The organism is Kitasatospora sp. NPDC015120, from assembly GCF_043080305.1.
Taxonomy (GTDB): Bacteria; Actinomycetota; Actinomycetes; order Streptomycetales; family Streptomycetaceae; genus Kitasatospora.
Genome location: NZ_JBIBVJ010000002.1, coordinates 94,781 through 115,836, shown reverse-complemented (window position 1 = coordinate 115,836; position 21,056 = coordinate 94,781). Strand labels below are relative to the sequence as shown.

Annotated in this window: 17 protein-coding genes and 1 tRNA gene; 6 read left to right on the top strand and 12 right to left on the bottom strand. The window is 74.5% G+C overall.

Going from position 1 to position 21,056, the window contains the following annotated elements:
• Nucleotides 1-160 precede the first annotated feature (160 nt).
• Entirely contained in the window at nucleotides 161-1,447 is a 1,287-nt protein-coding gene (locus ACF1AK_RS05320) for an outer membrane lipoprotein carrier protein LolA (RefSeq protein WP_391497433.1), read from the bottom strand.
• 188 nt (nucleotides 1,448-1,635) lie between these two features.
• Here ACF1AK_RS05320 and ACF1AK_RS05315 point away from each other — a divergent pair, with 188 nt between their 5' ends.
• Entirely contained in the window at nucleotides 1,636-4,224 is a 2,589-nt protein-coding gene (locus ACF1AK_RS05315) for a bifunctional FO biosynthesis protein CofGH (RefSeq protein WP_391497432.1), read from the top strand.
• 159 nt (nucleotides 4,225-4,383) lie between these two features.
• Complete coding sequence (locus tag ACF1AK_RS05310) at nucleotides 4,384-5,499, top strand: ADP-ribosylglycohydrolase family protein (RefSeq protein WP_391497431.1); 1,116 nt, start codon at nucleotides 4,384-4,386, stop codon at nucleotides 5,497-5,499.
• 136 nt (nucleotides 5,500-5,635) lie between these two features.
• Here ACF1AK_RS05310 and ACF1AK_RS05305 read toward each other — a convergent pair whose 3' ends face one another.
• The 3 genes from ACF1AK_RS05305 to ACF1AK_RS05295 form a co-directional block, all read right to left on the bottom strand.
• Nucleotides 5,636-5,845, bottom strand: coding sequence for a DUF397 domain-containing protein (locus ACF1AK_RS05305; protein WP_391497430.1), 210 nt, complete (start codon nucleotides 5,843-5,845; stop codon nucleotides 5,636-5,638).
• On the bottom strand, nucleotides 5,842-6,705 hold the full coding sequence (locus ACF1AK_RS05300; protein ID WP_380286991.1) for a helix-turn-helix domain-containing protein: 864 nt from the start codon (nucleotides 6,703-6,705) through the stop codon (nucleotides 5,842-5,844). Before ACF1AK_RS05300 ends, ACF1AK_RS05305 begins: the two co-directional genes overlap by 4 nt.
• Before the next feature lie 590 nt (nucleotides 6,706-7,295).
• On the bottom strand, nucleotides 7,296-8,051 hold the full coding sequence (locus ACF1AK_RS05295; protein WP_391497429.1) for a GPP34 family phosphoprotein: 756 nt from the start codon (nucleotides 8,049-8,051) through the stop codon (nucleotides 7,296-7,298).
• Between the two features lie 301 nt (nucleotides 8,052-8,352).
• Between ACF1AK_RS05295 and ACF1AK_RS05290 the strand changes: the two genes are divergently transcribed.
• Entirely contained in the window at nucleotides 8,353-10,593 is a 2,241-nt protein-coding gene (locus ACF1AK_RS05290) for a D-alanyl-D-alanine carboxypeptidase (protein ID WP_391497428.1), read from the top strand.
• Nucleotides 10,594-10,627: 34 nt separating this feature from the next.
• Here the strand turns inward: ACF1AK_RS05290 and ACF1AK_RS05285 are convergent, their stop codons facing one another.
• On the bottom strand, nucleotides 10,628-11,623 hold the full coding sequence (locus ACF1AK_RS05285) for a YhjD/YihY/BrkB family envelope integrity protein (protein WP_391497427.1): 996 nt from the start codon (nucleotides 11,621-11,623) through the stop codon (nucleotides 10,628-10,630).
• Between the two features lie 121 nt (nucleotides 11,624-11,744).
• On the bottom strand, nucleotides 11,745-13,310 hold the full coding sequence (locus ACF1AK_RS05280; protein WP_391497426.1) for a glycosyltransferase family 39 protein: 1,566 nt from the start codon (nucleotides 13,308-13,310) through the stop codon (nucleotides 11,745-11,747).
• Between the two features lie 195 nt (nucleotides 13,311-13,505).
• Between ACF1AK_RS05280 and ACF1AK_RS05275 the strand changes: the two genes are divergently transcribed.
• Nucleotides 13,506-13,578 (top strand) — tRNA-Arg (locus ACF1AK_RS05275).
• A gap of 97 nt (nucleotides 13,579-13,675) precedes the next feature.
• Here the strand turns inward: ACF1AK_RS05275 and ACF1AK_RS05270 are convergent.
• Complete coding sequence (locus tag ACF1AK_RS05270; protein WP_391497425.1) at nucleotides 13,676-14,470, bottom strand: phosphatase PAP2 family protein; 795 nt, start codon at nucleotides 14,468-14,470, stop codon at nucleotides 13,676-13,678.
• 382 nt (nucleotides 14,471-14,852) lie between these two features.
• On the opposite strand from ACF1AK_RS05270, the gene ACF1AK_RS05265 reads away from it, so the two are divergent.
• A complete protein-coding gene (locus tag ACF1AK_RS05265; protein WP_391497424.1) occupies nucleotides 14,853-15,824 on the top strand; it encodes a sigma-70 family RNA polymerase sigma factor in 972 nt (323 codons plus the stop codon).
• Nucleotides 15,825-16,036: 212 nt separating this feature from the next.
• Nucleotides 16,037-16,267, top strand: a complete 231-nt coding sequence (locus ACF1AK_RS05260; protein WP_391497423.1) for a hypothetical protein — start codon at nucleotides 16,037-16,039, stop codon at nucleotides 16,265-16,267.
• A 32-nt stretch (nucleotides 16,268-16,299) separates the two neighbouring features.
• Here ACF1AK_RS05260 and mscL read toward each other — a convergent pair whose 3' ends face one another.
• The 5 genes from mscL to ACF1AK_RS05235 form a co-directional block, all read right to left on the bottom strand.
• Nucleotides 16,300-16,719, bottom strand: coding sequence for a large conductance mechanosensitive channel protein MscL (gene mscL, locus ACF1AK_RS05255; RefSeq protein WP_391497422.1), 420 nt, complete (start codon nucleotides 16,717-16,719; stop codon nucleotides 16,300-16,302).
• Nucleotides 16,720-16,748: 29 nt separating this feature from the next.
• Nucleotides 16,749-17,090, bottom strand: coding sequence for a hypothetical protein (locus ACF1AK_RS05250; protein WP_391497421.1), 342 nt, complete (start codon nucleotides 17,088-17,090; stop codon nucleotides 16,749-16,751).
• A 188-nt stretch (nucleotides 17,091-17,278) separates the two neighbouring features.
• Nucleotides 17,279-17,584 carry an FmdB family zinc ribbon protein gene (locus ACF1AK_RS05245; protein ID WP_391497420.1) on the bottom strand — a complete coding sequence of 102 codons (306 nt, stop codon included), beginning with the start codon at nucleotides 17,582-17,584 and terminating at the stop codon, nucleotides 17,279-17,281.
• A gap of 127 nt (nucleotides 17,585-17,711) precedes the next feature.
• Nucleotides 17,712-18,992 carry an MFS transporter gene (locus ACF1AK_RS05240; RefSeq protein ID WP_391498019.1) on the bottom strand — a complete coding sequence of 427 codons (1,281 nt, stop codon included), beginning with the start codon at nucleotides 18,990-18,992 and terminating at the stop codon, nucleotides 17,712-17,714.
• A gap of 386 nt (nucleotides 18,993-19,378) precedes the next feature.
• Entirely contained in the window at nucleotides 19,379-20,869 is a 1,491-nt protein-coding gene (locus tag ACF1AK_RS05235) for a potassium/proton antiporter (protein ID WP_391497419.1), read from the bottom strand.
• Between the last annotated feature and the right edge of the window lie 187 nt (nucleotides 20,870-21,056).

Here is a 21,056-nt window from a genome sequence, read left to right as displayed (position 1 = left end):
GGGGGGGGGCCCGGCGGGTTCGGGGTTGGGCACCCGGTGGGGTGTTTAACCGGGGGGGGGCGGGGGGGGGGGGCCCGCCCCCGGGGGGGCGGGGCCCCCCCCCCCCCCCCCCCCCCCCGGCCGGCTCCGTAACGTCCCCCGTTACGGGAGCCTGGGCCACTTACTTCACCCCGGCCGCACTCTGCAGCACCGGCAGGGTCACCGCGCCCGCGAAGACGCGGCCGTCGTCGGTGACCAGCACGTTGAGCACCTTGGTACTGATCAGCGAGCCGCCGGCGACCGGCTTGCCCAGCGACTTGACCAGGGCCAGCGGGTTCCGCGCGACGCCCTCGCCGGAGCCCCGGCCGTGGCCGGCCGGACCGTGCCCGCCCTTGCCGCGCGGGGCACCGCCCTCGGCCGGGACGAGGACGTCACCGGAGGGCAGCTTCGCGGAGAGCACGGCCGTCCAGCCCTCGCCGATCACGTTCAGGCCCTCGGCCGCCGCCCCGGCCCCCTCCGGCGTCACCTCGCCGTGCGGGGCCCCGGACACCTTCTGCTCCGTCACCTTGGCGCCCTTGGGCACGCTGAACTCGAAGGTCTTCGCGGCCGGCCGGGCGAAGGAGACCTGGGTGAAGTGGACGTCCAGCACCGTGTCGCCGTTCGTGCCCCTGACCACCACCGACAGCGGCACCCCGTTGTCGGCGGCCACCGCGATCCGCACCTCGCCGATCGTCGAGCCGGGCCGGGTGGGCTTCACGCTCAGCCGGTAGGCCTTCTGCCCGGCCACCGACGCGGTGCCGTCCACGGTGACCGCGGTGCTGTCCGCCCCGGCGGCCAGGAACTGCCGGGCCGCCTCCTGCGGGGTGGACGGCACCCCGGTCAGCGGCGCCGTGCCCCGGTGGCTGTCCGCCCCCGCGTCCGGCCGTGCCCCGGTCAGGTGCACCGCCTCGTTGGTGCTGCTGTCCCAGGCCCAGAGCTGGTCGCCGTTGCGGACCAGCTCGTACCCGGACAGCTGCTCCAGCAGGCCGATCCGCTGCCGGTCCGGCCCGTCCACCGCGACCCGCAGGGTGTGCTCGCCGCCCAGCAGACCGGTCAGCTTCGCGCTGGGGGCCGCGCCCGACGGCCCGTCGCCGCCGGGCCCCGCACCGCCGCCCGCCAGGCCGCCGGCCGCGGCGCCCAGCAGCTGGCTCGGCACGCCGAGGTCGGCCGAGACCGACACCGTGCCGGAGAGCGTCTGGGCCTGCGAGCCGAGGACCTTGGCCACCAGCTGCTCCGCCGTCAGCGCGGGCAGCTCCGGCGGAGAGGAGTCCGCCAGCGCCGGCACCAGCCCCACCCCGGCGGCGATCGCGGCCGTGATCGCCAGCGGCACGGCCACCCGCACCAGGGTGAGCCGGCGCGGCCGGTAGGGAGCCCCGCCCTGCCACGCGTCCGCCGGGCCCTCGCCCGCCGTCGCCCTGTCGTCCGTCATCCGTCCAACCCCTCCGTCGGTCAACGACTGTCCCTGGGTGTCCATTAGACGGTCCCGGGGCGCTCCCGTCATCGCCCTGCAGGGTGGGTTCCGGGTAGGTCTCCCGGTGCAGCCGACCCTGAGGCCCCCTCAGGGTCGGCTCCTCCGAACGCACGAGGAAGGTACGTGGACTGGCGTAGGGTCGCGGCATGGACGCAACCAACATCCCGACCGCGAACGCGATGCGGCGCGCCCTGCGCCGGGCCCGGGACGGCGTCGCGCTGGACGCGACCGAGGCGGCGGTGCTGCTCCGGGCCAGGGGCGACGACCTGCGCGATCTCTGCGCGAGCGCCGCCCGGGTCCGCGACGCCGGTCTCGACGCGGCCGGGCGGCCCGGCGTCATCACCTACTCCAGGAGCGTGTTCATCCCGCTCACCCGGCTCTGCCGGGACACGTGCCACTACTGCACCTTCGTCACCGTCCCGGGCAAGCTGCGCCGGGAGGGCCACGGGATGTTCATGTCCCCGGACGAGGTGCTGGCGGTCGCCCGCCGGGGCGCGGAGCTGGGCTGCAAGGAAGCGCTCATCACCCTCGGCGACAAGCCCGAGGACCGCTGGCCGGAGGCCCGCGAGTGGCTGGACGCGCACGGCTACGACGACACCATCGCCTATGTGCGCGCCATGTCGATCCGCATCCTGGAGGAGACCGGGCTGCTCCCGCACCTCAACCCCGGGGTGCTGAGCTGGACGGACTTCCAGCGGCTCAAGCCGGTCTCCGCCTCGATGGGCATGATGCTGGAGACCACCGCCACCCGGCTGTGGAGCGAGCCCGGCGGCCCGCACTACGGCTCGCCCGACAAGGAGCCGGCCGTCCGGCTGCGGGTGCTGGAGGACGCCGGCCGCAGCTCGGTGCCGTTCACCAGCGGCCTGCTGATCGGCATCGGCGAGACCTACGAGGAGCGCGCCGAGTCGCTGTTCGCGCTGCGCCGGGTCTCCCGGGCCTACCACGGCATCCAGGAGCTGATCCTGCAGAACTTCCGCGCCAAGCCGGACACCGCGATGCGCGGCATGCCGGACGCGGAGCTGGACGAGCTGGTCGCCACGGTCGCGGTGGCCCGGCACATCATGGGCCCGTCCGCCTGTCTGCAGGCGCCGCCGAACCTGGTGGACGGCGCGTACGAGCGGCTGATCGCGGCCGGCATCGACGACTGGGGCGGCGTCTCCCCGCTGACCCCCGACCACGTCAACCCCGAGCGCCCCTGGCCGCAGATCGAGAAGCTGGCCGAGCGCTCGGCCGCGGCCGGCTTCGAGCTGCGCGAGCGCCTGGCCGTCTACCCCGAGTACGTCCGGCACGGCGAGCCATGGCTGGACCCGCGGGTGCTGCCGCACGTCCGGGCGCTGGCCGACCCGCTGACCGGCCTGGCCCGCCCCGACGCGGTGGTCACCGGGCACCCCTGGCAGGAGCCGGAGGACCTGCCGGACGCGTACGGCCGCACCGACCTGCACCGCACCATTGACACCGAGGGGCGGACCGGCGACCGGCGGGCCGACTTCGAGGACGTCTACGGCGACTGGGAGGTGCTGCGCGAGCAGGCGGCCTCGGCCGTCACCGTCCCGGCCGGGGCGCCGGAGCGCCTGGACGCCGAGGTCCGGGCCGCCCTTGCGGTGGCCGCCGACGACCCCGCCCGGCTGACCGACGCGCAGGCCCTGGCGCTGTTCCAGGCGGACGGCCCGGCGCTGGACGCGCTCTGCCGGATCGCCGACGCGGTGCGCCGGGACGCGGTCGGCGAGGAGGTCACCTACTGCGTCACCCGGAACATCAACTTCACCAACGTCTGCTACACCGGCTGCCGGTTCTGCGCCTTCGCCCAGCGCCGCACCGACGCGGACGCCTACAGCCTCTCGCTGGAGCAGGTCGCCGACCGGGCCGCGCAGGCCTGGGAGGTCGGCGCCACCGAGGTCTGCATGCAGGGCGGCATCCACCCCGACCTGCCCGGCACCGCCTACTTCGACATCGCCCGCGCGGTGAAGGAGCGGGTGCCCGGCATCCATGTGCACGCCTTCTCGCCGATGGAGGTGGTCAACGGCGCCACCCGGACCGGGCTGCCGGTCCGGGAGTGGCTGCTGCGCGCCCGGGAGTCCGGCCTGGACTCCATCCCCGGCACCGCCGCCGAGATCCTCGACGACGAGGTCCGCTGGGTGCTCACCAAGGGCAAGCTGCCGGCCGCGACCTGGGTGGAGGTCGTCACCACCGCGCACGAGCTCGGCATCCGCTCCTCCTCCACGATGATGTACGGGCACGTGGACACCCCGAAGCACTGGGTGGGCCACCTGCGGCTGCTCGCGGAGATCCAGCAGCGCACCGGCGGCTTCACCGAGTTCGTGACGCTGCCGTTCATCCACACCAACGCCCCGGTCTACCTGGCCGGGATCGCCCGGCCCGGCCCGACCGCGCGGGACAACCGGGCGGTGGTCGCGATGGCCCGGCTGCTGCTCCACCCGCACATCCGCAACATCCAGACCAGCTGGGTGAAGCTGGGTGCCGAGGGCGCCGCCGAGATGCTCCGCTCGGGCGCCAACGACCTGGGCGGCACGCTGATGGAGGAGACCATCTCGCGGATGGCCGGATCGGCGTACGGGAGCTACAAGTCGGTCCGGGAGCTGCAGGCGATCGCCGAGGCGGCCGGGCGTCCGCACCGGCAGCGCACCACCACCTACGGCGAGGTGCCGGCCGAGCGGCTGGCCGCCGCACTGGCCTCGGACGGCCACCTGCCGGAGCTGCTGCCGCTGGTGGACTGAGCCCGCGCCCGGTGGACCGGGCCCGCGCCGCCCTCCCCGGGGCGCTCCGGCCCGGGAACCCTGCCGCCCCGTTCGGGCATTCGAATACAGTGCGAGGGCGCGCGACCCGCCGTGCGTCGCGCGACCCCGCCCGAACCCGGACGAAAGGCGCCCGTCGTGATGCCACTGTGGTCACGCGCCCAGCAGCAGGACTTCCGCAGCCGGGTGCGGGGGTGCCTGCTGGGCGGGGCGGTCGGGGACGCCCTCGGCGCGGGCATCGAGTTCGAGTCGCTGGAGAAGATCCGTGCCGTGCACGGCCCGCTCGGCGTCACCGGGTACGTCCCGGCCTACGGGCGGCTCGGCGCCGTCACCGACGACACGCAGATGGTGCTGTTCACCCTGGACGGGCTGATCCGCGCGCACATCCGCCGGGACACCGGCAGCTGGCACCCGCCCACCGACGTCCACCGCGCCTATCTGCGCTGGGCCGCCACCCAGCGGGACTGGGGCCCGGACGAGCGGCGCGCGGACCTCGGCTGGCTGGGCCGCGAGGAGTGGCTGTACGCCCAGCGCGCGCCGGGCCAGGCCTGCCTCTCCGGCCTCTCCGGTCCGGACGCCGAGCGGCTGGGCACCCTGGAGGTGCCGAAGAACCCGCACTCCAAGGGCTGCGGCACGGTGATGCGGGCGGCGCCGTTCGGACTGCTGACCACCTGGGAGCCGGGCCTGGTGTTCCAGCTGGCGGTGGAGTGCTCGGTGCTGACCCACGGCCACCCCAGCGGCTACCTCTCGGCCGGCGCGCTGGCGGTGATCGTCCAGACCGCGGCCCGCGGCGGCACCCTGGAGGAGGGCGTGCACCTGGCGCTGGCGCTGCTCTCCGAGCGGCCGGCGCACGAGGAGACCACGGCGGCGCTGCGGGCGGCGCTGGACGCGGTGCGGGCGGGGGAGCCGTCCGCCGAGCGGGTGGAGGCGCTGGGGGAGGGCTGGGTCGCCGAGGAGGCGCTGGCGATCGGGGTGTACTGCGCGTTGGTCGCGCACGACGTGCGCTCCGGGCTGCTGCTGGCGGTGAACCACTCCGGGGACAGCGACTCCACCGGCGCGGTCTGCGGCAACCTGCTCGGGGTGCTGCACGGCGACACCGCGCTGCCGCCCGGCCTGGTGGCGGGGCTGGAGGGCCGCGCGACGCTGCTGGAACTGGCGGACGACTTCGTCCTGGAGCTGATGCACGGGCCCGAGCTGCACAGCGTCGACACCCCGGAGGGCGCCGCCTGGGCGGCCCGCTACCCGGTGCTGGGCTGAGGCGCCGCCCCGCCGCCCGGGTTCCCTTGACGGGGCCATGCCCCTGGACGCCAAGATGCCCGTAGCGGTGTCCGCCGCCCGGGGAGGGCGGTGAACACCGCTACGGGCACCTGGCCGAGAAGCGGTACGGAGCGGATCAGAACCCGCCGAACACCCCGGCCCCCGCGTCGGCGGTGAACGCGTTCCAGGCCTCGGCGGAGAAGCGCAGTTGCGGACCCTGCGGGTCCTTGGAGTCGCGGACCGCCACCAGGTCGGTGGCCGGCACGCGGATCTCCACACAGGCGCCGTTGCCGCCGCTGTGACTGCTCTTGCGCCAGTTCGTCCCGTTCTCGAAGGTGGTGCTCATCGGTGGTATCCCTCTTCAATGTCGGCTATCAGTGTCCGGGTCTCGGCCACCCCGAGCGCGGCCGCCCGCAGGTGGTCGTAGAGACTGGTATAGCGGCGCACGTCGGCCTCCTTCTCCAGGTAGAGATCGCTCGTCACCCCTTCGAAGTAGACAACTGTGGAATCGGCTGACTCCGGGAACTCCAGCAGGGAGAATGTCCCGGTCATGCCGGGGTGGGCGCCGTGCGAGAACGGGATGACCTGGATGGTGATGTTGGGGCGCTGGCTCAGCTCCAGCATGTGCTTCAGCTGGTGGGCCATCACCTCCTTGCTGCCGACCTCGCGGCGGAGCACCGCCTCGTCTATCACGGTCCACAGGCTGCCCAGCTGATTGTCGCCGTTGACCCGGTCCTGACGCTTCATCCGGACCTGGACGCGGCGCTGGACGGCGAGCGCGTCGGTGTCCGGCTGGGTGCCCTCGACCACGGCCTGCGCGTACTGCTCGGTCTGCAGCAGGCCGGGCACGAAGGAGGACTCGTACGCGCGGATCGAGGAGGCCTCGGCCTCCAGGCCGATGTACACGCTGTAGGGCGTGGGCATGTCGTTGAAGTCGTGCCACCAGCCGCGCTGCCGGGACTCCCGGGCCATCTCCATCAGACTGGCGCGCATCGCTTCGTCGGAGACGTTGTAGACGTCGCAGAGGTCCCGGACGTCCCGCTGGCTGATGCTGCGGCGGCCGTTCTCCAGCCGGCTGATCTTCGACTGGGAGACCATCAGCCGGCCGGCCACCTCCTCGGCGGTCATCCCGGCCTGGTCCCGGAGCTTGCGCAGTTCCGCGCCGAGGCGCCGGCGGCGCACGGTGGGATTGATGTTCGCGGACACGTCGGCCTCCGGTCGGACCTCTGGTGATCGTTGGAACGGAAGTCCTCGGAACACGGTGGAAATCTGGATCAACCCCCTGATGGTGAGCAGCATGTCACCCCGGATCAGGTCGGCGCCGGGAAATCACGGGAGCGCAGTAGAACAGATCATCGGAAAAGCGCTTCGGCGAGACAACGGGCACCCCGGAGTGGTAGGGGTGCCACGGCCCGGTCCGGTGGTGGTGCGGCGGCATGACGGACGTGGTGCGGGTGCGGCCCCGGGGCCGCGCAGGTGCTGGTGGCACGTGCGGGGGCGGTATGCGGCCGGGGTTCCGGGTGGGGGCCGGACCGGCTGGGGGGACGGCGGAGGGGGGGGGGGGGGGGGGGGGGGGGGGGCGGGGGGGGGGGCGCGGGGCGTGGGGGGGGGGGCCCCCCGCCCCTTCTCACTGCCGGGTGGTGCCGGGTGCTCGGCGCCGCCGTAGGGCGCGAGCGGTACGTCGTGCGCTGTTGTGCGCGCCGGTCCGCTCCCGGCGCGCGGGAACGGTTCGTCCGGCGCCGGGCACGGCCCCGGGGGCCTCCGGCCCCGTGGCCGGCCCCGTGGCCGTGGAGGCGTCAGCGGACTCCGACGCGGGACGCCGCGACCCGTCCGCCGCCGCTGCCGCGCCCGGCCGCCGCGCGCTGGCCGGCCCGGCCGCCCGGGGCCGGCGAGGCCGCTCCGGCCTGGGCGGAACGGTTCTGCTGGCCCGGCAGGCCGTTCTGCACGTCCATCACGGCGTGCGCGACCATCCCGCCCAGCGGGTCGTACCGGATCAGATCGCGCAGCCGGGAGCGCGAGGAACGGCCCTCGTTGCCCGGGTAGAGGTGCTTGCCCAGCCCGACCGAGTGCGCCAGCGCGGCGAGCGCCGCCGTCCGCGGGTCCGGCGGCACGCCGGTGCGGATCGCGGTGTCCAGCCGCTGTTTGATCGCGGCGTTGGTGCAGTCGTCGGACGCCTGGTACCGCGTCGTCGGCAGCACCCCGCACACCTGGCCGGGCACGGCGGTGACCATGCCGCACCGCTCCAGGTGCGCCAGGTAGGTCTGCCGCAGCCCCAGCCGGGGCCCGCCGATCCAGTGCGCCGCGCGGACCGGGCTGCCGCGTCGTCGCAGCAGTTCCAGCGCGTGGTCGAGTGTCGGGTCGCCGGTCGGCCGTGGCAGCACCACGGCGATCCGGTCGCCCTCCGGAATGATCCGTCCGGCCAGGGTCAGCTCGACGAGCTGGGCCCCGGCGAGTCCGAGGTCGAGGGTCTGCGGCTGCGCCGTGGTGCCCGTGGCCGGGTCCAAAGCGAGCAGCAAGAGCTCCTCGGGAACAGTTCTGCGGCTCTTGCCCATCCAAGCCTCCCCGCGTGGATGGGAAACAGCGTGACGCCTCTCACACGGGCTTGTCGAGTACGCCTCCGAATCGTGACCTTGCGATCGGGCGGGGGAACCGGCCGTGGCGGGCCGGGCGTCTGACCGTTGAACAGGCCGCGGTGCGGCCGTGCCGCGGGCAATAACCGCCGGTCGGGCGGGGTGTGGGCGACCCGATTCGGTCGCCGGTGGCGGAGACTGTACAGGTACACGGGGCGGGGTGCCGGCTTCCCGAAATACGGGCTTGCCGGCGCCCCGCCGGGCGTTGAGGAGGCTGGGTTACGTGGGCGAGTCCCCCGACAGGGTGCTGCGGGACGGCGAGCGGGCGCGGGAGCGGGACGGCGAACGGGCCGCCGCCGCGCCCGAGGAGACGGCCGCGCCGGGGGCGGACCCGGCGGCGGAGTCCGGGGCCGCCGCCGGTGCCACGGGCGGGGACCCGGCCGGCCGCGCGAGCGCGGACTCCGACGGTGTGGACGCGGAGACGGACGCGGAGACGGACGCGGACGCGGAGACGGACGCCGGTGCCGACGCGGACGCCGGCCCCAGCCCCAGCCCCGACGCGGACGCGGATGCCGACCCCGACCCCGACGCCGGGCCGGCTGCACCGTCGGCCCGGCCCGGGCCGACGGTGCAGCTGCGGGTCCGGGATGCGGACACCCGGACCACCTCGCTGCGGCTGCCCGCCGAGCAGGCGACCACGGCCCTGCGGCTGCCCGCCGACAACGCCACCACCGCCCTGCGCCTGCCCGAAGACCGGGACGACGCCGTCGCCGAGGCTGCGGCCGGCACCCCGGACCGCCCGTCCGGCACCGACCCCCGTCTCGCCATCCGGACCGCTCCGGCGGCCGGCGAGGACGACGGCCCGGCCGGCCCCGAAGCCCCGGCGGAGGAGACCGGGCCGCCCGCGCGGGCCGAGAAGTTCGAGAAGCGGGAGAACGCCGAACGGACCCGCGTCCTGCGGCTCCCCGCCACCGCCACCGCCACCGCCGCCGACACCGCCGACACCGCCGACACGGACACCGACACCGACACCGACACCGTCCCGGAGCCGGTCCCCGAGCCGCACCCGGAGCCGAAGCCGCTGCCCGAACCGGAGCCGGTCCCCGGCCCCGCGCCGCTGCCCGCGCCCGGGCCGTCCCCGAAGCCGGAACCGGAGCCCGCTCCCGCCCCGCGGCCGCTGCCGGCCCCCGAGCCGCTGCCCGCTCCCGGACCGCCTCCGGTACCCGCGCCGGAGCCCGCGCCCTTCCCGGAGTCGACCTCCGAGGCGATGGAGGTGCTGGCCGCGCTCAACGGCCGGCCGGTCTCGCCGCTGCGCCGCGCGCTCAAGCGGATCACCGTCTGGACGCTCTTCCTCGCCGTCGTCCTCGGCGCCGTGGTCACCGCGCAGCTGCTGCGCCCGCTGCCGGACGGCGAGGTGCGGATGACCGCCGCGGGCGGCTTCGGCTTCGCCGGCGACCCGCTCGACCTGGCCTGGCCCGCCAAGGGGCAGTCCGCCGCCGAGGTGGTCGGCATCGGCAGCCTCGGCAGCTCCGGTCCGGAGACGCCGGCCTCGATCGCCAGCGTCACCAAGGTCATGAACGCCCACCTCATCCTGCAGGCGCACCCGCTGAAGAAGGGCGAGGCCGGTCCGAAGATCACCGTCGACAAGCAGGCCGCCCAGGAGTCCGGCAACGTCGACGAGTCCCGGGTCACCCTGACCGAGGGCCAGCAGATCAGCCAGTACCAGGCGCTGGAGCTGCTGATGCTGCCCTCCGCCAACAACGTCGCCCGGCTGCTGGCCCGCTGGGACGCCGGGTCGGAGGAGGCGTTCGTCAAGAAGATGAACGACACCGCCGCCAGGCTCGGCATGGCCAACACCACCTACACCGACCCGGCCGGCTTCAACCCGGAGACCAGGAGCACCGCCAAGGACCAGCTCAAGCTGGCCGAGCAGGTGATGCAGGACGAGGTGTTCCGGCAGATCGTCTCCACCCCGGACACCACCTTCAACAACCAGAAGATCTCCAACACCAACACCCTGATCTCCCCGAAGAACGGCATCATCGGCGTCAAGACCGGCTCCAGCACCCCGGCCGGCGGCTGTCTGATGTGGGCCGCCTACAAGGAGATCGCCGGGGTGCGGCGGCTGATCCTCGGCGTCACCCTGGGCCAGCCGGCGACCACCGCCGAGCCGAGCATCCTCAAGGCGGTGATGAACGCCAGCGCCAAGCAGATCCAGGCCGCGCAGAACGGGGTCACCGGGCAGACCCTGGCCAAGCAGGGCGACGTGGTCGGCCGGATCGACGACGGCCTCGGCGGCTCCGTCCCGGTGGTCGCCGCCCAGGACCTCACGGTGGCCGGCTTCCCCGGCATCACCGGCACCCTCGTCCTGGACCCGCTGAAGATCGGTCACCAGGCGGCGGCCGGCACCAAGGTCGGCGTGCTGCGCACGGGTGAGGGCGACACCCGGGTGGAGGTGCCGGTCGTGCTCCAGTCCGACCTCGCCCCGCCGTCCATCCTCTCCCGGCTGACCCGCGCCCTGTGAGGCGCTCCGGCTGAACCGCCCCGGGCGGCCCGCGTCAGAACCGCGGGCCGCCCCACTGCCCCGGTGCGGTGCGCGAGCCCAGCAGCCGGGAGACCGCCTCCTCCTCGGCCACCACCCGGCCCAGCGCGATCGCCAGGGTCATCCCGGTGAACACCACGATCAGCCAGGACAGGCCGGTGAACACCACGCCGAACGGGCCGAACTGGCCGATGCTGCGGCTCATCGCCCCCGGCAGGTAGATCCGCGAGGCCACCCCGATGCCGACCACGGCCACGCCGCAGAGCACCGCCCCCGGCAGCAGCGGCAGCCAGCGCACCCGGGCGCCCAGCAGCAGGTGCTGGGTCCACCACCACATCGCCGTCGCCAGCAGGAAGGTCAGCGGCACTCCCAGCCAGGCGCCCAGGCCGAAGCCGTCCTTGACCGGGGTCTGGAACGCCAGGCAGAGCAGCCAGACCACCAGCCAGACCAGCCATCGCCAGGCCGCCACCCTGGTCCCCGCCTTGGGCAGCTCCCAGCAGCGTTCGCAGACCCGCTGCATCGCCCGGCTCAGCGCCGTCGCCGACAACAGGGTCACCAGCGCGCCGACCACCCCGAAACCGGTCTCCTGCTCGTGGCCCGTCCCGAGCATCTGCTGCACCGACTGCGCCGCCGGGCCCTCCAGGCCCAGTTCCGTGCGGAGCGAGTGCACCACGCCGTCGCGGATCGCCGCCGGGGTGAAGACCGCCACCACGAACAGCGCGGGCAGGGCGCTCAGGAAGGCCTGCGCGGCCAGCCGGGTCGCGGAGTCCAGCAGGTTCACCCGGAGCAGCTGGCGCAGCGCCCGGCCCACCATCGGGACCTGGTCGGGCAGTCCGCGGGCGGATCCGGCCAGGACCGCCGAACGGTGCCGCCACCGGCCGCTCCGCCGTCCGTCCCGGTCCTCCGTCCCGTCCCGGCCGCCCCAGTCTTCCCGGTCGTCCTGGCCGTTCCGGTCACCGCGGCCGTCGTGGCCGCCCCGGCCGGCCGGCTGCCCGTTCGGCTGCTCGCTCACCCGCCGTCCTCCCGGCCGTGGTCGCTGTGCTCCATGGTCGCGCGGCCCCGGGTGCGGCGCACCCGGGCCGGTCGCGCCGGGGAGGAGGGGGAGCGAGGGGGGAGAAGGGGAGGGGAGGGGTTCAGTGCCCGGCGCGGGTCCCGCCCAGCAGGGCGAGCGTCATCCCGCCCAGCGGCGTCACCTGCTCCGGCGTCCCGAACCGGGTCCGCAGCGCCTCCGCCTGGTCGGCGGGCAGCTCGGTCAGCGGGTCGGGGGTGTTGCCCAGCACGACCAGCCAGACCCGGCTCCCCGGACCGGTGCACTCGGCCGGGCGCGGGCAGGGCACCGGGAAGAGGTCCTCGGCCTGGACCGCCCCGGTCGCCTCGAACAGGGGGTACGGCCGCACGTCGTCCGGCAGGTAGTAGGAGACACCCGGGCCGATCATCGACCAGGCCTGGTTGCCGAGCGGCGTGGCCAGCCCGTCACCCGGCCGGTAGCCGGCCGCGATCAGCCGGGCCACCGCCCGGTAGGGCTCCTTCGACTGCGCGTGCGAGCCCGCGTAGCGCACCAGGGACTGGGTCGGCAGGGCCGTCACCCCGGCCACCGCCACCACGCCGACCGCGAGCAGCAGGCCCGCCGTGCGCACCTCCGGGCGGGTCCGGCCGGGCCGGGCCGCCGCCGTCACCGCCGCGTAGCCCGCCCCGATCCCGCAGCCGGCCAGCGCGGCCCAGGCGGGCACCGTGAACAGCAGGTACCGGTCGAGGAAGTAGGAGGTCGGGCCGAAGGAGAACGCCCAGACCGCCAGCACCGGCAGCACCGCGAGCAGCAGCAGCCGCAGCGCCGGACCGCGCCGCCCGGGCAGCACCAGGGCCAACAGCGCCAGCACCAGGAAGACGTGGAACACCCGGGCCGAGCCGAACAGCGGCTCGCCGAAGTGCCAGAGCTGGTCCAGGGTGGGCCGGCCGAGCCAGCCCAGCTGCCGCGCGGACTGCCGGCGGCCCAGCAGCGCCACCGGCAGCACCACCGCCACCAGGGCGGCGAGCACCAGGGCGAGGCCGGCGAGCAGCCGCCGCCGCGCCGGGCCGGAGGTCCGCCACAGGTAGGGCGCGACCAGCGCCGCCTGGCCGGCCAGGGCGCTCAACGAGACCAGGTGCGCCGCGCCGGCCACCGCCATCGCCAGGCCGTACGGCACCCACCGGCGCAACGTCGGCCGCTCCAGCGCGCGCAGCAGGAACCAGGTCGCGGCCGCGACGGCGCAGGTGACCAGCGCGTAGGAGCGGGCCTCCTGGGCGTACCGGGAGATCAGCGGCACCATCGCGAACAGCAGTCCTGCGCAGACGCCCGCGACCCGGCCGCCGAACAACTGCTCGGCGGCCAGCGCGGTGAACGCGGCCGCGCCCGCCATCGCCAGGACGGAGGGCAGCCGCAACGCGATCTCCGAGTCGCCGAACAGCGCCGTCCAGCCGTGCAGCAGGACGTAGTAGGCGCCGTTGCTGGCGTCCACGTGCTGCAGCATCCGCAGCAGGTCCGCGATCGGCCGGGTGGCCGAGACCCAGCTCGCCACCTCGTCCCGCCAGAGCGTGGGCGTCCCCAGCCGGTACGCGCCCACCACCAGCATGACGAGCGCGGGGGCGAGCCACACCACCGGCCCGGCCGCCTTCCGCGCGAGGCGGCCGGGGCCGCGCTCCCACCGGTCACCCGATGCCATCTGCCGCTCCGTTCCTTCCCCCCGCCGGAGGGCCCCGGTTCCGCGTTCCACGGGTCCGTTCCCCCAGGCTAGCCGCCCCTTTGCCGCCGGGCCGCGCCGCCCGGCGGCCTGACCCGCCGTCGACCGCCCGCCCCCCACGGTCCGTCCCGCCCACCGCTGTGCCACCGATCCGCTAGGCTGTCTGCGGTCGTCCCCGCCTCAGTAGCTCAGGGGATAGAGCACGGCTCTCCTAAAGCCGGTGTCGCAGGTTCGAATCCTGCCTGGGGCACAGCGCCGGTCACGGCGGATGACGTGAGTACGGGCCCCCTCGGTTGCTTCCGAGGGGGCCCGTTTCCTTGTCGCGGCTGGGGCGGGGTGAGGGAGGGTCAGCGCAGGAGGCCGTCGGGGTGGTCGACGGGGGTGTCCCGGGGCGGGCGGGCGGGGGAGACGAGGACGCGTTGGACGCGGGGCCTGGTGCGCCAGTTCATCCGGCGGAAGTCGCGGGCGAGGGCGCCGGGGCGGGAGAGTTCGACGAGGACGGTGACGCTGCCGAGCACGATGCCGGCGGCGAGCCAGCCGCCCACGACGTCACTCGGCCAGTGGACGCCGAGGAAGACGCGGGAGGCACCGATGCCCACGGTGATCAGCGCGGCGACGGAACAGGCGGCGATCCGGCCGGCCCGGCCGACCCGGGGCCAGAGCAGGCCGACCAGGACGGCGCAGGTGATCGCGGAGGCCATCGCGTGGCCGGAGGGGAGCGCGGGGCCGCCGGCGTGGGAGACGGGGTCGGAGAAGGTGGGGCGCTGGCGGCCGAAGGAGAGCTTCAGGAGCCATTGGGCGGCCCAGCCGGCCAGGGTCTGGGCCGCGACCCAGCCGCCGAGCGTCCGGGCGCCGATCAGCCAGAGCCAGAGGGCGGCGGCGCCGAGCACCGAGCGCATGGTGACCGTCCCGCCGATGTCGGAGAACAGTTGCACCGAGGCGGTCCATGCGGTGTGGCCGGCCGCGAAGCGGTGCAGGTCGTCGATCGGTCGGTGGTCGAACCGGGACAGCGGCCGCCAGCCGGTCTGCACCAGGGCTGCGAGGACGGCGAACAGCACGGCGCAGCCGACCGCGAGAGCCGCGTGCCGGAGCAGGTGGCGATCACGCGGGGTGATGGAGGGCGAGCTGTTGGTCAGGTGCATGGCTGACACCTTCCCAGCCGCCCGTGCCGAGCGTGCGCTGCGGCGATAGCGATTTGGCATCTTTTGTGCGGAGGAGCTGCGTGCGCGGGGGTGTGGGCGGGCCCTTCGGGGGAACGCGCCCGGTGCCCGAGGGGTTGCGAGAGGGGAGGGTGCGAGCGCGGCGGGCCGGGGGAGCACACGGGGTGCCGGTCCGGTCACCCTGGGTCCGGATCGCGGGCGGAATCGGGCAGGATACTGCATCTCCGGAAGAATCTGAGCGACTTGGGAATGTTGTCCGGATTCTGTTCGTTGGATCGTTACGTGTGAGCCCCGCGGGGCCCGCACTTCTTGCCCTCTCCGGGCAGGCAGCCAGACCGCGGCAACACCAGCAAAGGGAGCAAGCATGGCCACCCGTGCCGTCGTTCGCGACAGGGCCGACCGGACTCGCGCGGCCCGCCCGACCAACCTTGAGGCCGACCGTGACCTGGTCGGCATGTACCTCGACGAGATCGCCAGGACGCCCCTGCTCGATGCCGCCGAGGAGGTCGAGCTCTCGCTGCGGATCGAGGCCGGCGTCTACGCCCAGCACCTGCTGGACGAGGACGAGCTTCCCAAGGGCGTGCGGCGCGAGGAGCTGGAGGCGATAGCCGAGGACGCCGAGCGCGCCAAGGACGTCTTCATCCGTTCCAACCTCCGCCTCGTGGTCGCCGTCGCCCGCCGTTACCCGCGCAGCGGCCTGCCGCTGCTCGACCTCATCCAGGAGGGCAACGCCGGCCTGGTCCGCGCGGTGGAGAAGTTCGACTACGCCAAGGGCTTCAAGTTCTCCACGTACGCGACGTGGTGGATCCGCCAGGCGATCACCCGCTCGATCGCCGACCAGTCGCGCACCATCCGGCTGCCCGTCCACCTGGTCGAGGAGCTGGGCCGGATCCGCCGGGTGCAGCGGGAGAAGTCGAAGGAGCTGGGCCGGGAGGCCGAGCCCGCCGAGATCGCGGCCGAGCTGGACACCACCGAGGCCCGGATCAAGGACGTGCTGGACTGGGCGCGGGACCCGGTCAGCCTGAACATGTCGGTCGACGACGAGGGCGAGACCCAGTTCGGCGACCTGGTCGAGGACACCGGGGCGACGTCCCCGGAGGACGCCGTGATGGTCATGCTGCGCCGCGAGGAACTGGACGGCCTGATCGGGCGGCTGGACGATCGGACGGCCTCGATCATCCGGTCGCGGTACGGCATGGAGGACGGCCGCGAGCGCACCCTGACCGAGGTGGGCAAGCAGCACGGACTGACCCGTGAGCGGATCCGCCAGATCGAGAAGCACGCGCTGGCGGAGCTGAAGAAGATCGCCGACCATGCGGGCTTCGAAGCGGCCTGACGGGGCTGGACGGGCCGCGGGCGCGAGGGGTGACGGCGGCCGGGGGGGGCGGGGGGGGGGGGGGCGCGGCCCGGGGGGGGGGGGGGGCGGGGCCGCCGGGGGGGGGGGGGGCGGGGGGGGGCCCCCCCCCCCCCGGGCCCCCGCCGGCATGCCGGGAGCCTTCTAGGCTGGTGGCAGCGGGCGGGGACGTCGGCGGGGGAAGGACGAGAGCGGTGGAGGAGAAGGTGGCGGACGAGAAGGCGGACGAGAAGGTGAACGGGGAGACGGCGGCGGACCGGTCGCGGAGGGCGGCGAAGGCCCGGCTGGTCTTCGGCGACCCGCTGGAGCGGCAGTCCCGGGACGACACCGACGCGGGCTGGGGCGACCGCCCCGGCGCCGGGCAGAGCGGTGGCCGGGGCCTGGACTGGTACCTGAGCCAGCGCCCGCCGCACCACGGGGACTGACCGCCGGCCCGCCGGACCGGTCCGGCCCGGCCTCAGCCGGTCCGGGTGACCAGGGCGTCGCGGATCTCGGTGAGCAGCAGCACCTCCTTGGCCTCGGCCTCCGCCTGGACCTCGGCCAGCGTCTTGCGCCGGGCGGTGAACCTGGTCATCGGCAGGATCAGGCAGAAGTAGACGACGGCCGCGGTGATCAGGAACTGGAGCGCCGCGCTCAGCACATTGCCCCAGAGGATGAGGATTCCGGTCGTGACCTCGCCGGTGGCCGACACCTCGCAGGGGCCCTTGATGCAGGAGCTGTAGGACGCGAGGTCCTTGGCTCCGAACGCCCCGACGATCGGGTTGATCACGCCCTTGACGAAGGCGTTGACGATGTTGGTGAAGGCCGCGCCGATGACCACGGCGACCGCCAGTTCGACGACGTTTCCGCGCAGCAGGAATTCCTTGAAGCCTTTCATGCCGCGTGAACGACGGAGTCGTCGGCCGGTCACGGGTGATTTTCTCCCGCCTCCGACGGACAACCCGTTCGGACCACCGGCGGCGCCGTCCCCGGTGCCGGCGGGCCCGTCCGGGCGGGGCCGAGGGTGAGCGCGGCCGCCACCGCGAACAGCAGCACCAGCGGGACCGGGGCGCGGTAGCGCAGCACTCGCCGGAGCCGGCAGCGCGGGCCCGCCCGGCCGCCGATCGGCGGGAACGGCGGCACCGGCTGCCGGGGCGGGACGCTCGGCGCGGGCAGCGGCGGGACCGGCAGCGGACGGGGGGACAGGGCGGGCGAACCGGTGCGCACGGGCACCTCCAGGGTCGGCTTCGGGGTTCCGGTGACCGCCACTCTGGGCGGCCCGCGCCCGGGCCGGTAGCCGCTTTCCCCGGCCTGTGGAAAACCCGGGGCTGTGGATGACGGCTGTCACCCCGACGAGTGAGGAAACGCCCCCGGAGACGACGAACGGCCCGCCGCACCCGCTCGGAAGCGGGAGACGGCGGGCCGTTCGGGACGCTGTGGCCGGTGCCCGGCCGGGGTCAGCCGGCCGCCGGAGCGGCGCTCGCGGCGGGGGCCGAGGAGCTCGACGACGAGCCCGACGACGAGGACGAGGCGGCCGGCGTCGACGAGGACGAGGACGAACCCCCGCCCACCGAGCTGCTGGAGGAGGAGCGGCTGTCGGTCCGGTAGAAGCCGGAGCCCTTGAAGACCACGCCCACCGCCGAGAAGATCTTGCGGAGCCGTCCCTGGCAGTCGGGGCACGTGGTCAGCGGCTCGTCGGTGAACTTCTGCACCGCCTCCAGGCCGTTGCCGCACTCGGTGCACTGGTACTGGTACGTGGGCACTTGTCTTCCTCCTGGCACTCTCGCCTGATGAGTGCTAACGATGGTCAATGATGCGGCATTCCGGTGGATCAGTCCAGCGACTCGAATGTGAGATGAGTCCGGGCGGGTGCCCGCCCCGGCCGCCGCCTCAGCCCTCGGTCGCGCCCACCAGCCGCCCCGGCGCACCGCGCTCCGCGGAGCCCGCGGCCACCGCGCCCCGCCCGCCGCGCGGGACCAGTAGCCCCCGCAGCGTCACCAGCGCGACCAGGCCCAGCCCGGCCCCGGTCACCGGCACCAGGAACCCGGCCGACGGACCGTGCGCGTCGATCAGCTGCCCGGCGGCCGTCGAGCCGGTCGCCAGGCCCAGGCCGATGGCGCCGGTCAGCCAGGTGAAGGCCTCGGTCTTGGCGCCGTCCTCGACCAGCGTCTCGACCAGGGTGTAGCCGCTGATCAGGGTCGGCGCGATGGCCAGGCCGCAGACCAGCCCGGCGACCGAGAGCGCGACCAGGTTCGGCATCGCCCACAGGGTCGAGCAGCCCAGCACCAGCAGGGCGTAGCCGAGGATCATCCGCTGCTGGACGGAGCGCCGCCAGGCGATCACGCCGTACAGCACGCCGGCGACCATCGAGCCGCCGGCGAAGACGCCGTAGACGGTGCCGGCCGCGCCGTGCTGTCCGACCGAGTCGGCGAAGGCGTTCACCGAGACCTGCATGCCGCCGAAGACGGTGCCCACGCCGAGGAAGGTGCCGGCCAGCAGCCGGACGCCGGGCGAGGCGAGCGCGGAGGCCTGCCGGACGCCCGGCTCGCGCACCACCCGGGCGGGCGCGGTGCGCCGCTGGGCGGCGAAGGCCAGGCCGCCGGCCAGGGTCAGCGCGGCCTCGGCGGCGAGCCCGGCCGCGGGGCTGACCGAGGTGGCGACGGCGGCGGCCAGGATCGGGCCGATCACGAAGGTGAACTCGTCCGTCACGGACTCGAAGGCGAAGGCGGTGCTCACCTTGGGGGCGGCGGCCGCGCCCTCGGCGGAGAAGGTGGAGATCCAGCGGGCCCGGACCATGGCGCCGATCTGCGGGACGCTCGCCCCGGCGGGGGCGGCGGCCAGGAAGAGGCTCCAGGCCGGCGCGTGCCCGAGCGCGAGTGCGATCAGCGCGCCGACCGAGAGGGCGTGCACCACGACGGTCGGGACGAGCACCGGGGCCTGGCCGTAGCGGTCGGCGAGCCGTCCGGTCTGCGGGCCGACCAGCGCCTGGGCGACGGCGGCCACCGCCGCGACGGTGCTGGCGGTGCCGTAGGAGCCGTGGGTGTCCTTGACGAGCAGCAGGATGCCCATGCCGAGCATCGCGTAGGGCAGCCGCGCGACGAGCGCGGGGACGAGGAACGTCCAGACGCCGGGCGTGCGCAGCAGCGCCCCGTAGCCGACCCGGGCGGGCACGGCGGCGGCGTGCTCCGGGCTGCTCTCCGTGCTGCTCCGCGGGGGCGCGGTGTCCCGGGCGTCCTCGACGCTCTCGACCGTTCGGCGGGCCGTCACGGTCGGTCCTTCCTGCTGCCTGGTAGCGCGGCAGGGCATGGGGTGGCCCCGACGGCGCCGAGAGTCGTCCTCTCGCGCGTCGACCGGGGTAGATACCGGGCCGGTCCGGCGGTGGGCCGGGGCCGGGCCGCGGCCGCCGAGCGGTCGCGCCAACTCTGCTTCAGGCAGGTGCTGGGGTTCGGTGTCTCCACCGATAGCGAAATTTACGCGCGTAGAAGCGCGCTCACCCCGACTCTACAGGACCGGTCCAAACGTGTCCCGTGACGCCGGGGTGAACACCCGGTGAGGCCTCAGCCGCCGCGCCCGTTGAGCCAGTCGGCCAGCTTGCCGCCCTTGTCCACGGCCCGCAGCCGCCGCTCGGCGGCCTCGCCGACCTCGTCGGTGGTCACCACCAGCAGCTCGTCCCCGCCGCGCAGCACGGTGGTCCGGTCCGGCACGAAGCTGTTCCCCTCGCGCACCACCAGGGTCACCGCCGCGCCGGCCGGCAGCCGCAGCTCGCCGACCTCCACGCCGGACATCTTCGAGCCGGGCGCCAGCGCGACCGACAGCAGGTGCCCGTGCAGCTTCTCCAGCGGCGCGGACTCGATGTCGAGGTCCTGGCCCATCGAGCCCTCGCCGATCCGCAGGGCCCGGGCGACCCAGGGCAGGGTGGGGCCCTGGAGCAGGGTGAAGACCACGACCAGGATGAAGACGATGTTGAAGACGTCCTGCGCCAGCGGCGCGCCGGAGACCAGCGGGATGGTGGCCAGCACGATCGGCACCGCGCCGCGCAGTCCGGCCCAGCTGAGCAGGGCCTGCTCGCGGGCCGGCAGCTTGAACGGGGTGAGGGTCAGCACCACCGAGAGCGGCCGGGCGAGGAAGACCAGGACCGCGCCGATCACCAGCGCGGGCACCACGGCCGAGCCCATCGACTCGGGGGTGCAGAGCAGGCCGAGCAGCACGAACATGCCGATCTGCCCGATCCAGGCCAGGCCGTCGGCGAAGCCGCGCACGGCGGGGCCGTGCGGCAGCTTGGCGTTGCCGAGGACCACCGCACTGACGTAGACGGCGAGGAAGCCGGAGCCGTGCAGCAGCGCGCCGCCGGCGTAGGCGAGCACGGTGAGCGCCATGACGGCGATCGGGTAGAGGCCGGAGGACGGCAGCGCGACGTGCTTGACGCCGTACGCGCCGAGCTTGCCGACCACGAGGCCGATGGCCAGGCCCACCGCCAGCTCGGCGACGATCGTGCCGAGCAGCACGTACCAGGAGTCGTGCGCGCCGACGGTGGCGAAGGCGACGACCAGGATGACCACGGGTGCGTCGTTGAAGCCGGACTCGGCCTCCAGCAGGCCGGTCAGCCGGCGGGGCAGCGGCACCGTCCGCAGGACGGAGAAGACGGCGGCGGCGTCGGTGGAGGAGACGATCGCGCCGAGCAGCAGGGAGGTCCGCCAGTCCAGGCCGACCAGGTAGTGGGCGCCGGCCGCGGTGACGGCGACGCTGATCCCGACGCCGACGGTGGCGAGCACGGTGGCGGCCGGCATCACCGGTCTGGCCTCGCGCCAGTTGGTCTTGAGGCCGCCCTCGGCCAGGATCACCACCAGCGCCGCGTACCCGAGCACCTGGGTGAGCTCGGCGTTGTTGAAGGAGATGCCCAGGCCGTTCTGGCCGAGCGCGACGCCGATGCCGAGGTAGATCAGCAGACTGGGCAGGCCGGATTTCGTGGACACCCGCACGGCGACCACCGCGACCAGCAGGATCACGGAGAATTCGAGGAGCAGCTGGTTCAGGTGGTCGACATTCACGCAGGGGCACCTCGGACGTGGCAGCGGGCGGACGGGGTACCGACAGGGGCGGAGGCCGGAAGCGGCGATTGCTCCCCTTGCGGATCGTTACTCAGTCTAACATTTTGCCATATCTTTAAGTTCACCGTTCACCCACTCCCTCACCTCCCGTCTCCCGCCTCGCCCGATCCCACCGTGAGCGTCCCCC